This window comes from Kitasatospora sp. NPDC058170 (assembly GCF_042883905.1).
In the GTDB taxonomy this organism is placed as follows: Bacteria; Actinomycetota; Actinomycetes; order Streptomycetales; family Streptomycetaceae; genus Kitasatospora.
The window spans coordinates 315,171-327,354 of the sequence record NZ_JBHVUV010000002.1 but is presented as its reverse complement, the minus strand read 5'-3'; the positions used below and the strand labels follow the sequence as shown (position 1 = coordinate 327,354).

9 protein-coding genes are annotated in these 12,184 nt (G+C 74.9%); 3 read left to right on the top strand and 6 right to left on the bottom strand.

Going from position 1 to position 12,184, the window contains the following annotated elements:
• Positions 1-7 precede the first annotated feature (7 nt).
• Positions 8-2,152, top strand: a complete 2,145-nt coding sequence (locus ACFVVX_RS04385) for an FUSC family protein (RefSeq protein WP_387941244.1) — start codon at positions 8-10, stop codon at positions 2,150-2,152.
• Positions 2,153-2,279: 127 nt separating this feature from the next.
• Positions 2,280-3,059: a TrmH family RNA methyltransferase gene (locus ACFVVX_RS04380; RefSeq protein ID WP_387941242.1), complete on the top strand. Its 780-nt coding sequence runs from the start codon at positions 2,280-2,282 to the stop codon at positions 3,057-3,059.
• A 7-nt stretch (positions 3,060-3,066) separates the two neighbouring features.
• Here ACFVVX_RS04380 and ACFVVX_RS04375 read toward each other — a convergent pair whose 3' ends face one another.
• The 5 genes from ACFVVX_RS04375 to ACFVVX_RS04355 form a co-directional block, all read right to left on the bottom strand.
• Positions 3,067-4,404 (bottom strand): peptidoglycan-binding protein, encoded by a 1,338-nt coding sequence (locus ACFVVX_RS04375; RefSeq protein ID WP_387941240.1) that lies wholly within the window; start codon positions 4,402-4,404, stop codon positions 3,067-3,069.
• A gap of 207 nt (positions 4,405-4,611) precedes the next feature.
• Positions 4,612-5,532: a pyridoxamine 5'-phosphate oxidase family protein gene (locus tag ACFVVX_RS04370; protein ID WP_387941238.1), complete on the bottom strand. Its 921-nt coding sequence runs from the start codon at positions 5,530-5,532 to the stop codon at positions 4,612-4,614.
• 89 nt (positions 5,533-5,621) lie between these two features.
• The gene (locus ACFVVX_RS04365; RefSeq protein WP_387941236.1) at positions 5,622-6,092 is read right to left on the bottom strand and encodes a VOC family protein; all 471 of its coding nucleotides are present in this window, start codon (positions 6,090-6,092) and stop codon (positions 5,622-5,624) included.
• A gap of 220 nt (positions 6,093-6,312) precedes the next feature.
• Positions 6,313-7,365: an XRE family transcriptional regulator gene (locus ACFVVX_RS04360; protein ID WP_387941234.1), complete on the bottom strand. Its 1,053-nt coding sequence runs from the start codon at positions 7,363-7,365 to the stop codon at positions 6,313-6,315.
• Between the two features lie 233 nt (positions 7,366-7,598).
• Positions 7,599-9,755 carry a protease pro-enzyme activation domain-containing protein gene (locus ACFVVX_RS04355; RefSeq protein ID WP_387941232.1) on the bottom strand — a complete coding sequence of 719 codons (2,157 nt, stop codon included), beginning with the start codon at positions 9,753-9,755 and terminating at the stop codon, positions 7,599-7,601.
• Positions 9,756-10,008: 253 nt separating this feature from the next.
• Between ACFVVX_RS04355 and ACFVVX_RS04350 the strand changes: the two genes are divergently transcribed.
• Positions 10,009-10,575 (top strand): CGNR zinc finger domain-containing protein, encoded by a 567-nt coding sequence (locus ACFVVX_RS04350; RefSeq protein WP_387941230.1) that lies wholly within the window; start codon positions 10,009-10,011, stop codon positions 10,573-10,575.
• A gap of 52 nt (positions 10,576-10,627) precedes the next feature.
• Here ACFVVX_RS04350 and ACFVVX_RS04345 read toward each other — a convergent pair whose 3' ends face one another.
• Positions 10,628-12,130: an FAD-dependent oxidoreductase gene (locus ACFVVX_RS04345; RefSeq protein WP_387941228.1), complete on the bottom strand. Its 1,503-nt coding sequence runs from the start codon at positions 12,128-12,130 to the stop codon at positions 10,628-10,630.
• Between the last annotated feature and the right edge of the window lie 54 nt (positions 12,131-12,184).

Genomic DNA, 12,184 nt, shown 5'->3' with positions numbered 1-12,184 from the left:
GACCGTTATGTCCTGGTTCGCCGCACTCCGCGACACCGCGCGGACCGGACTGACCCTGGACCGGACGCTCACCGACCCCAAGCGGGCGGTCCGCGGGGCCGTGGCCGTCGCGCTGGTGCTCTTCCCGACCCTGGCACTGGGCGGGCCCGCGCTCGCCACCTCGGCCGCGATGGGCGCCTTCATCGCCGGCACCGCGACCTTCCAGCGCAGCTTCCGCCCGCGGGCCACGCTCGCGGTGGCGGCCGGGATCGGGCTCGGCACCAGCACCTTCCTCGGCTACCTGGCCGTCGGCGTGAACGGCGGCTTCCCGGTGCTGCTCGCCGCCTGGGCCTTCGGGGCCGGTCTGGCCTGGTCGATCGGGCCGACCGCCGGGGTGGTCGCGGCCAACACCCTCGCGGTGATGCTGATCGTCGTCCAACTGCCCGTCAGCGCCCTCACCGCGCTCGGACACGGGCTGGTCTGCGCGCTCGGCGGCGCCGCCCAGGCGCTGGTCATCACGCTCTGGCCGATCGGCAGCTGGTCCGCCCAGCGCGAGGCGCTCGCCGACACCTACGCCGAACTCGCCGACTACGCAAGGCGGCTGCGCCAGGACCCGACCGCGCACGTCGACCCGGCCCCGTTCATGACGGCCCGCCACGCCGCCGCGCTGACCCCCTGGCAGGACCGCCACCGGCCGCCCGAGCTGCGCGGCCTGCGCGGCATCGCCGAACGCATCCGCCCCACCCTGGCCGCGATCGCGGACCCCAAGGTCGGCGCCCCCGCGGAGGGCCCGGAACGCGACCGCGCCCGGGCCGTGCTGGCCGCCGCCGCCGAGGCGATGGACGCCCTGGCCCGGGCCGTGCGCACCGGCGATCCCCTGCGGCTGCCCCGCTCCGCGCCCGCGCTCACCCTGGCCACCCCGGCCGACGGCCCGCAGCTGCAGGGCGCCGCCCGGCGGGCCACCCGGCGGCTGGCCGGGCTGCTGCGCAAGGCCGCCGACGCCCTGGAGCGCGGCGACGAGGACACCATCAGCACCCCGGTGGTCGGCGCCGGCGGGGCACTGCACAAGCCGCCGCTGTCCCGGATGCTGCCGGTCGCCGCGCGCGCCGTGCGCCGCCAGCTGCAACCGCGCTCGGCGATCTTCCAGCACGCCGTCCGGCTCACCGGCGTGATCACGGTCGCGTACCTGCTGGCCCGGCTGGCCGGCTTCGAGCACGGCTACTGGGCGCCGATGACCGCCGCGATGGTGATGCGCCCCGACTTCGCCCAGACCTACAGCCGCGGGGTGGCCCGGCTGGCCGGGACCATGGTCGGCGTCGCCGTCTCCACCCTGGTGGTGCAGCTCGCCGACCCGGGCGACCAGGTGCTGGCCGCGCTCGCGGTGCTCTGCATCGGCGGCGCCTACCTCACGCTGCGCACGGGCTACGCGCTGATGACGGCCTGCGTCTCCTCGTACGTGGTCTTCCTGCTCGGCCTCCAGGCCGGGAACCCGCTGGTCACCGCGGTGGAACGGGTCGGGCTCACACTGCTCGGCGGCTCGGTCGCGCTGCTGGTCTACGCGCTGTTCCCGACCTGGCAGACCGCCCGGCTCGGCGAGCGGCTGGCCGAGTGGCTCGCCGCCGCCGGGCGGTACGCGGCCGCCGTGCTCGACGGCTACGAGCACCCGGGGGCGTCGCGCGCGGCCGAGGTGCGCTCGGCGCTGCTGGACTCCCGGGAGGCCCGCTCCGAACTGCTCCAGGCGATGCAGCGGGCGGACGCCGAACCGGGCCGGCACTCCTCGGGGCTGCCCGGGGTGAGCCGCCGCCAGATCGACCGGGCCCGGGCGGCGGTCGGCCACCTCGGGCGGGCCGCCGTGCTGCTGGAGGCGCACCTGCCCGCCGCCGCCGCCGACGCCGACCCCGTCCCCGGCACCGCCGATTTCGCCGAGGAGCTGCGGCTGGGAACGGCGCTGGCGGCGGCCGCGCTGCTCACCGGCGGCACGGTGGACTTCGGCCCGCTCCGGGAGGCGCAGGCGGCGCTGGAGCGGCGGCTGGCCGACGCCCCGGCCGGTGTGCAGCGGGACGTCGTGCAGGCCGGTACCCGGCTGCTGCTCCAGGCGCTGAAGGACCTGGAGCGCGCGCTGCGCGGCGGCGGCACGGCCTCCGGGCAGCGCGAACGGGAGGACGCCCGGTGAGCCCCGCGCCGCGGGCCGGCGGTGCGCTCCGCCCGGGCCGCCCGCCCGCCGGGCGGCCCGGGTCGCACCGGGTGGCAGAGTGAACGGCATGAGCGAGCGGGATGAGTGGCCGGTATGAGTGAGCGGCATGAGTGACGATCAGCTGGTGCGGGCCTGGCGCGCGGGTGCCGAGGAGCCCGGGACGGTGCTGCTGGACGGGTTCCACGCGCTGAAGCACGCCCTGCGCTTCGGCGGGGACGTCCGGCAGGTGCTGACCACCGACCGGGCCGCGCTGCGGGCGCTCGCGGAGGAGCTGGCCGGGGACGTGGGACCGGCGCTGGACGGCCTGGCGGCCGAGGTGCCCGAGGCGGTGCTGAAGGCGCTGGTGCCCAGGCTGCACCCGACCGGGGTGGCCGCGCTGGCCACCCGGCCGACCGCCGCGGCCAACCGGGCGGCGCTGGCCGGGGCCGGCCGGCCCGCCCCGGTGGTGCTGCTGGAGAACCCGCGCAACCAGGGCAACGTCGGTGCGGTGATCCGCCTGGCGGCCGGCTTCGGCGCCGCCGGGGTGGTGACCACCGGGGACCTCGACCCGTGGCACCCCGCCGTGCTCCGGGGCAGTGCGGGCCTGCACTTCGCCACCGCGGTGGAGCGGCTGGACCTGGCGGAGCTGCCGGCCGGGCCGCTGTTCGTGCTGGACCCGGAGGGCGAGGACATCCGGACGGTCACCGTGCCGGACGACGCGCTGCTGGCCTTCGGCACCGAGCGGCACGGGGTCTCGGCGGAGCTGAAGGGCCGGGCCGACCGGCTGCTCGCGGTGCCGATGCAGCCCGGGGTGTCCAGCTTCAACCTGGCGACCAGCGTCGCGATGGGGCTGTTCCACTGGATGTCCCGGCGCCCGCCCGGTGCTCCCCTGCCGGGCGGGCGCTGAGCCCGGATCAGCCGAAGAGGCGCTGCCAGGTGTCCGGGCCGGGGTAGCCGTCGGCCTCGGCGCCGCGCCAGCCCTGGGCCTCCTGGAAGGCCTGGACGGCCCGTCGGTCGCTCTCCGTCCAGCGCGGTCCGGGGCCCTGGGCGTAGGACCGCCCGAAGCCCTTGCGGACCAGCTGCTCGCCGAGCCGGCGGACGTCGTCGTTGTTCGCGCCGGGCCCGAACCGGTCCCGGCCGGGGAAGGCTGGCGCCCGGCCGCCCGGGTCGACCGGCGGCGGGGGCGGCGGGGAGGCGCTGTCGATGCTGCGGCCCTTGTTGTTGACCAGGTAGTCCCAGGTGTCCTTGCCGGGGATGCCGTCGGCCTCGGCGCCGCGCCAGCCCTGGGCGAGCTGGAACGCCTCGGTGGCCCTGCGGTCGGCCTCGCCCCAGCGCGGGCCGGGGCCCTGGCCGTAGAACCGCCCGCCACCGCGCTGGACCAGCATCCGGCCGAGTTCGGTGACGTAGGCGTTGTCGGCGCCGGGACCGAACTTGTCGGCCCCCGGGAAGGCGGTCGGGGCGGAGGCGTCGCTGCTGGTGCCGCCGCCGTCGGAGAGCGCCTTGTAGCGGTACGGGACGTACGAGGCGGAGTTGTTCCAGTACGCGTACGGGGTGTCCCGCCTGGTGGTGCTCGGGGAGGTCTGCTCGTAGGCGAGGTAGCGGGTGCGGGCGGCGTTCGTCCAGCCGCCGAAGACGGTGACGTGCGAGCCGGCCTGCGGGTTGGCGGGGTTGTTGTAGATCAGCACGTCCCCCGGCTGGAGGTCCGCCCTGGTGATCCGCTCGGCGACGTCCGGCAGGGTCCAGGTGGTCTGGCTGCTGCCCAGGCCCCAGGCCATCGAGACGAAGCCGGAGCAGTCCTGGCGGTAGCCGTCCGACCAGTAGCGGTTCATGCCGTACGGGACCTTCTGGTCGACCCAGCGCTGCGCCCGCTCGATGATCTGGGCCCTGGTGACCGGCGGTGTGGTGGCCCGGGGGGCGGCGAAGCCGCGGGCCTGCTCGCCGTGGAGGCCGCTGACCTCGCCCTGCGGGGTCTTCGGGGGCTGGGTGGCGCTGCTGCCGCCCGGGGTCGGGGCCGGGGCGGCGGTGGCCCCGGAGGCCCCGGCCGCGCCGCCGCCGAGGGCGGTGCCGACCGCGGCCATCAGCACGGCGGCCCGGCGGCGCACGCTCCGGGCCGCGGCGTGCCCGCCCTCGTGGACCGGAGCGGCGTGCCGCCGGGCCCGGCGGCGGGCCCGGCAGCCGCCGCATATGCAGTCCTCGTCCGGTTCGACCTCGTCGAACTCCAGTAGCGGGACCGGCTGGTGGGTAGGGGTCATTTCCGCCTCTTTCCTGGTCAGGCCCTGATGGCGCGACAGGACTGACCTTCCCAGCCCGATACCGCGTGTTATCGGGACCAAAGTCCCAAACCGGACGGGGGTGCGGCGCGGTGGGCTGCGCCGGGCGGGTGACGGCCGTTCGGCGGCCGGGCTCTGGCGCCGGGCCCGGGGAGGCGGTAGTGGCGGTGCGCGGGACCTGGCGGCCGGTCAGGCCGCGGCGCGCGGGTTGGCCGGGGAGAACTCCGGGTCCGTCCAGGTCAGCGGGGTGGCATCGGCGAGCTCGACGACGGCGGTGACGGTCAGCTCGACCACCCGCTCGGCGCCGGGGAGGCCGGCCCGGGCCGGTTCGGACCAGTCGGTCCTGGCCTCGCCGGTGACCAGCAGCGCGCCGCCGGTCTCCCACTCCGGCAGCAGCAGCCCGGCGCGCGGGTCCAGCTCCAGATTGCCCAGCGTCATGAACATGCTGTTGCCCGGGTACTCGGGCCAGCGCAGCCGGTCGGGCCGGTCGGCCCGCAGGAAGCCCGGGCTGCCGCCCCGGTGGGAGGCGTCCACGCTGCCGTCCGGTCCGACGGTGGCGATGAAGAAGGTGTCGGCGGTGGCCGCCGCGAGCCGCTGGGCGGTGGACAGTGCCGGGCCGGCGGCCACCGCGCGCGGGGTGCCGGCGCCCGGCCGACTCAGCGGGCTGCGGCGCTGGATGTACTTGGGGCAGTTGGCGTACACCTCGTCGGCGGCGATCACCAGGCCGCCCCGGCCGTCCGGGGCGGAGCGGCCGTTGAGCCGCATCCGGCGCCGGCCGGCCGGGTCCAGTGCGATGGTGCCCACCTCGGCGGGGCCGGCCAGGGCGGCGGCCAGCGGGTCGTCCTCGGCGGGCCGGGCCGCCACCGCGAGGGTGTGCTCGTCCGCCGCCCGGAGGAAGCCGGGCTCGCCGGTGAGCTGGGTGGCCCAGATCCGTCCCCGGGCGTCGGCGGCGCCGACCACCAGCGTCCGGCGCTCGGTGAGGAAGCGGCCGGCCACGGCGGGGATGACCCGGCCGATGGCCCGGCCGGAGTGGTCGGCCCGCTCCAGCCGCCCGGCCCTGGCCTGTACGGCCCGCTCGCCCGGGTGGTAGGGCGTGGTGCTGCTGGTCATGGTGCGTTCCTCCCGGGTCGGCGTGGCGGGCGTGCCCGGGCATCCGGGTCGGATGCCGGGCGGGAGCTGTGCGGCACGGCGGCCGGACCCTAGAAGAACCCGCAGGTCGGGGCGGCGGTGGTGGGGGCCTCGGCGCCGGTCTCGTCGACGCCCTTCGGGGTGTAGATCTCCAGCCGGATGCCGTCCGGGTCGGTGAAGAAGATGCCGCCGGAGGCCGCGCCCTCGCCGTGCGGGACGACGCCCTCGTAGGCGAACTCGGTGCCCAGCTCGCGCAGCAGCCGCTCGGCGGCGCGGACCTCGTCCAGGCCGTCGACCTGGAAGGAGAGGTGGTGCAGGCCGGGGGCGGCGGTGGCGAAGGCGCCCTCGCTCTGCTGCCAGAGGGTGATCAGCAGGGTGCCCCCGCGGCCGAGGAAGGCGAAGCGGCGCTCCGGGTCGGTGCCCTCCCCGAGCACCTCCAGGCCGAGCACGCTCCGGTAGAAGGCGGTGGAGCGGTCGAGGTCGGTGACGTTCAGTCCGACGTGGCCGGTCTGCAGGGTGCTGGCGACTGCGGTGCTGGACATGCCTGAACACTCCCGTGGCTGAGGTGTCCGGAGAGGCTCACTGCCTAACCGTTACTAGGAACCGTAAGGGTTAGGTGATGGAGCGTCAACCGGTAAAGGGGCGTGAAGGGGTCAGGGCCTGTCCGACGGATCCCGGCGGTGCGCGGGATCGGACGGACAGGCCCTGAGGGGCTGCTGTGCGGGTTTCGGGGTGGTCGGGGCGGGTCGGCCGCGGGTGCGGCTACTCCCACTCCCAGCGGATGCCGACGTGGCCCGGCTGCTGGTCGGGGGCGAGGACGTGGGCGCTGGCGGAGGCGCCGATCCAGAGCTGTTCGCGGCGGCGGTCGATGTCCTCGCCGGGAGCGCGGTCGTAGCGCTCGCAGTGGACGGGCACGGCCGCCGGGTCGAAGTGGACCTGGAGGACGTACTCGCGCACCGGGGTGGCGAAGCGGCGGCTGTACTCCATGGTCGGGCCGCCGGGCGGGATCTCCACCTCGTACTCGAAGACCGTGCTGTCGCCGAGCCCGAGCGGGCGGTCCAGCATCAGCTCGCCGACCACCAGCCCGACGTCCGGGCGGCGGCGGACCCGGCCGAGCCTGCCGTGCCGGACCGAGGTGATCTCGGGGCAGCCGGTGGCCTCCTCGTCCGCCTTGTGGACGACCAGGCAGCGGGTCACCCCGCTGACCGTGGCCCGGACGACCTGGCGCATCCGCAGCAGGTTGCCGCGCCGCTCGGCGTCGACGTAGTACGAGTCGTGGATGCTGAGCCGCTCCAGCTCGCCGGCCGGCGGGGCGTCCAGCTCGGTGAAGACGTCCGCGATCTCCTGCTCGCCCGGCCAGACGTCCTCCAGTCGCAGGTGGGCGATGGTGGCGGCGGCGGCCCAGCGGCCGCGCGGACGCGGCGGGCCGAGCAGGGCGGAGAGGGTGCTGTGCGGCAGGCCGAGCAGTTCCTCCAGCAGGTGGACGGCGCGCAGCGAGCTGGCCCGCTCGGGCTGGCTGCGGCCGCGCCGCCAGTAGCTGAGGGTGGTGACGCTGACTCTGATCCCGCGCTGGGCCAGCGCGGCCCGGATCCGGTCCAGGCTGAGTCCGCTGGCCTCGATGGCCAGGTGCAGGGTGTCGGCGAAGCCCCCGGCGGGGGCCGGGCGGCCGATGGTGGGCGCGCCGACGGTCGGGGGAACGGGAGGGACGGGAGGAGCAGGAGGAGCGGGAGGAGCGGAGGGAGCGGGAGCGGAGGCGCCGGGGCGCTGTCCGATCAGCCTGAGCCGTGCCGCGTCCTGGGGGTGCTGTGAGCCCATACGGATACCTTCCCCACCAAGCGAGTTCGGCGGGACCGGTCCGGCGCCGGAGCTCGCCGTCAGCGGCTTCACCGAGCTGTGGGGAACCCTATGCACGGTCGAGAGGCTACGTCATCAGTCGTGCGTATGACAGTGGTCACGAGAGGTGGACCGCAAGGTTAGCGATCTTGAAACAGTGCGGAAACAGAACGCCGGGGCGGACCGGTAGCGGTCCGCCCCGGCGAAGCGGGAGGTCAGGAGACGTTGAGCGCGGTGTCGTCGATCACGAAGCTGGTCTTGAGCGAGGAGTCCTCGGCGCCGGTGAACTTGATCGTCACCGTCTGCCCGGCGAAGGCCGAGAGGTCGAAGGACTTCTGGACGTAGCCGGTGGCCGCGTTGGCGTTGGACAGGGTGGTGAGGGTGGTGGAGCCGGCCTGGACGGTCAGCTTGTCGTACGCGGTGGAGCCGGTCTCGGCGGTGTCGATGTGCACCCAGAACGAGAAGGTGGCCTTGCAGCCGGCCGGGACGGAGACGGTCTGCGAGACGGTGTCGGTGTGGCTGCTGCCGTAGCCGTCCAGCCAGGCCTTCCAGGAGCCGGCGTGGGCGGCCTCGTCGGTGCTGCTGTCGACCACGCCGGTGGAGGCCGTCCACGGGGCGGCGGTGCCGGTCTCGAAGCCCGCGTTGCCGAGCAGCTGGGCCGGGGTGCAGCCGCCGGAGGGCGGCGGGGTGGTGCCGCCGAGCAGCGCGGTGTTCAGGGCGTCGGCGATCGGGCTGCCCCAGCCGGTGACCTGGTCGTAGCCGGCCTTGGTGGAGAAGTCCTGGTTCTTGCCGGTGGTGACGTCGTGGAAGGCGGCGGCGTAGCCGCTGCCGTTGGCCACCGCGTACAGCTTGGGGCTCGCCTCGCCGAGGACCGGCTGCCCGGCGGCCTTGGCCTTCTGGTTGAACTGGGCGGCGTAGCCGGACCAGAGCGGCGCGGCCGCGCTGGTGCCGCCGTAGACCTGCCAGCCGCCGGCCGTGTAGATGGCGAAGCCGCTGGCCGGGTCGGCGTTGGAGGAGACGTCCGGGACGGTGCGCATGGTGCCGTTGATGCCGGTACCGGTCTGCCAGGCGGGCTTGGCGAACACGGTGGAGACGCCGCCGCCGGCGGTGCTCCAGGCGCTCTCCGAGGAGTAGGCGCTGCCGGAGACCTTGAGGTTGGTGCCGCCGACACCGGTCTGGTGCGGGCTGGACGCCGGGAAGTCGACCGCCTTGACGCCGGAGCCGCTGGTGGAGCGGGTGCAGTCGCGCGAGCCGTCGTCGCCCGAGGCCGAGAAGATCGAGATGCCCTGGGCGGCGGCCTGCTTGAAGGAGTTGTCGACCGCCGTCATGGAGGAGGCGGTGGTGTCCGGCTCGCAGGAGCCCCAGGAGATGGAGATCACCGAGACCCTGTTGTCCGCGACGATCTTGGCGGCCATGTCGATCTCGCCCTGGTCGCTGTTGGGGGCCTCGTAGACCAGCTGGGTGGCCTTGGGGGCGACACCGCGGACGATCTCGCTGTCCAGCTCGACCTCGCCCTGGCCCTCGCCGGGCTTGGCGTCGTAGTTGGCGCCGTCGACGGAGACGGTGCTGACGGCCGGTCCGGTCAGGCCGTACTGGGAGTCGTAGGTCTTCAGGTTGGCGGAGCTGTAGCCGTCGAACTCCCAGAGGGCCACGGTGACCCCGGTGCCGTCCGCGCCGGTCCGGTTGAGGTTGTAGGCGCCGTCGTACTGGGTCGGGCCGAAGCCGCTCGGGGCGGCGTTCGGGGCGGCGGCCGGGGTGGTGTCCGGCTTCACGTTGCGGGTGGTGCGGACGGTGTGGTTGTTGAGGCCGGAGACGCCCTGGACCACCTCGGCGAGGTCGGCCGGGACGGAGGCGGCCGCGTCGTTGGCGAAGAAGGTGCGCTGCTGCTGCGGGTCCAGGTAGGCGCTCTCGTGGGTGCCGAAGGCCTTGGCTATCTGCTCGGCGGTGCCCTGCGCGTTGACCACCTGGCGGTTGTCGCTGACGCCCGAGACGGTCAGGCCCTGGGCGGCGAGGTACGACTTGACCTGCTCGACGGCGGCCCTGGTCGGGCCGAAGCGCTCGGTGAACTGCTGCGGCGTCAGGTAGCGGCCGTACTCGGGGGTGCCGGGGGTGGCGACCGCGGTGAGGAAGCGGTCCAGCTCGGCGGTGTCGCGCAGCTTCAGGCTGACGGCCACCGAGAGCTGCTGGGAGGCGGGGACGTCGCCCTTCTTCTCGGAGCGGGCCACCGCGGGGGTCACGGTGTTCGGCAGCGAGACGCGGGGGGCGGCGGCGTTCGGGGCGGTCGCGGCCTGAGCGGTGGTCACGCCGAGCGAGACGGCGGAGAGCGGCAGGACGGCAAGGGCCGCGACGAGCGTGAGGGAGCGGGGGCGCACGGGGTCCTCCTCTGGCCGGTGTGTGGGGACCGGCAGGGGCTAGGGCGTTCCAGGGTCGAAAACGCTGGCTAGAACATGTCAGAGGCGGTACGGGAATTGGCTTATGGTCAAGCAATTCGTTGCTAAAGAACAGTCAAGTGTGGAGAACTGAATGGAGGGTGTTTCATACAGTGAATGATCGGAATTCCGGAATCGGTCCGCACCGAATCGGGGGCGGTCCGGGCATAGGATCGGGCGAGGCCGAGGGAGGACGATGACAGACCGTGCAGCAGACCCCGGGGACCCCCGCCCGCTGATCGGCGAGCCGCTCGCGCTCGATCTGCTGAACACCCGGTGGTCGGGCACACCGGTGAACGACCTGCTGACCGGCCGGGACGGCTACCGGATCTGGCTCTCCTCCGCGGGGCTCGCCGACCGGTGCGGTGAGGACGGGTCAGGGCTCCCGGAACTCCGGGAGGCGCGGGAGGCGCTGGCCGCCGCCGTCCTGGACCTGGACGAGGGGCGCGAGCCGGGCGCCGCGGCGCTGGCCGGGCTGGACGCGGTGCTGCGGCACGGGCGGATCCGGCGGACGGCCGGTTCCGGCGGGCCGGTGGACCGGGTCGAGGTGGACGGGCCGCAGTGGCTGGCGGCCTGGCTGGCGGTCGACGATTTCCTGGTGCTGCTGGGGCAGGGGGCGCACCGGATCAAGCGGTGTGCACACGAGGCGTGCATTCTGCATTTCTTCGACACCTCGCAGAACGGGCGCCGGCGGTGGTGCTCGATGGCGGTGTGCGGGAACCGGGCCAAGGCGGCGCGGCACTACGGGAAGGCGCGGGGGTAGGGCGGCTCTGCCGGCGCGCCCCGGTCGGCGCGCCCTCCCGTAGGGTGCCGGGTCAGGCGTTGCTGGGGGTGCCGAGCCAGTGGGCGAGGGCGGCGCGGAGTTCGCCGCGGCCCGGGTCGACGGCCGCCCAGGCGGCGTAGCCGTCGGGGCGGATCAGCAGGACGGTGTCGCGCAGCTTGCCGTGCGGGTCGGCCGGGGCGGCCGTGGTCACCCGGTCCGCCCACGGGTCGGCGGCGGACAGCTCGTCATTGCTCACCAGCACGAACCTCCCGCCGCGCAGGGCCTCGTAGAGCCGCTCGGGCGCGCCCGGCGCACCGTCGCGGACCTGCTCCAGGCCGGTCAGCCGCAGGTCGGGGACGCGTCGGCCGGCCAGCGGGTGGGCGTCCTTGGGGGCGGGGTACCTGATGCCGATGCCGGAGACCTGCCGGGCGCCGCGCTCGGCGACCACGTCGAGGTGCTCGGCCAGGGTGGTGATCGCGCCGCGCAGCGCCCTGGTCGGGGCGGACTGGGCGAGGGCGAGCCGGATGAGCGCGCCGGAGCTGCGCAGCACGGCCTTGCCGACCGGGTGCCGCTCGCTCTGGTAGGTGTCGAGCAGGGCGTCGGTGGCCCAGCCCTGGACGGCGGCGACGAGCTTCCAGGAGAGGTTGGCGGCGTCCTGGAGGCCGGTGTTCATGCCCTGGCCGCCGGCCGGGGAGTGGCAGTGCGCGGCGTCGCCGGCCAGGAAGACCCGGCCGGAGCGGTAGGTGGGGACCTGGCGTTCGTCGCTGTGGAAGGTGGAGGTCCACCGGGCGTCGTGCAGGCCGTGGTCCTCGCCGAGGGCGGCCCGGGTGATCGCGGCGATCCGGTCGAGCGAGGGCGGGGTGTCGTCGGGGGCGCGGTCGGTGCGGTCCCAGGCGATCACCCGGTACCAGCCGTCGCCGAAGGGCGCGAGGAAGGCGAAGCCGGCCTCGTTGGCGCCGACGGTGAGCACTTCACCGGGCTCGCGTTCGAGCCGGACGTCGGCCAGCAGCACGGAGTTGACCACGGACTCGCCGGGGAACGGGATGCCGAGCAGGTCGCGCACGGTGGAGTGGACGCCGTCGGTGCCGACGACGTAGCGGGCGCGGTGGGAGGTGGTGGCGCCGGCCTCCGTGGTCTCGACGGTGACGCCCTCGGCGTCCTGCCGCAGCCCGGTGACCTCGGCGCCGCGCAGGATGGTCGCGCCGGCCTTCGTCGCGCGCTCCTGCAGCAGGCGTTCGACGTTGTACTGCGGGGTGATCAGGACGAAGGGGAAGCGGGTCGGGAGCCGACTGAGGTCGACCCGGAGCCGGTCGAAGAGCCGCAGCTCGCCGAGCGGTCGGCCGGTGGCGATCAGGTCGTCGGCCAGGCCCCGGGCGTCCAGCGTCTCCAGGCTGCGGGCGTGCACGGCGAAGGCCCTGGTGAGGTTGGACTCGGCGCCGCGCTTCTCCAGAACGGTGACCCGGACCCCGGCGGTGGCCAGGTCACCGGCCAGCAGCAGCCCGGTCGGTCCGGCGCCGACGATCAGGACGTCGGAGCCGATCTGCTTCGCGGTCATGTGTCATCTCCCGATGATCGGACGAGGGTTGGGCACGGTTCCCAGCATGCTCCC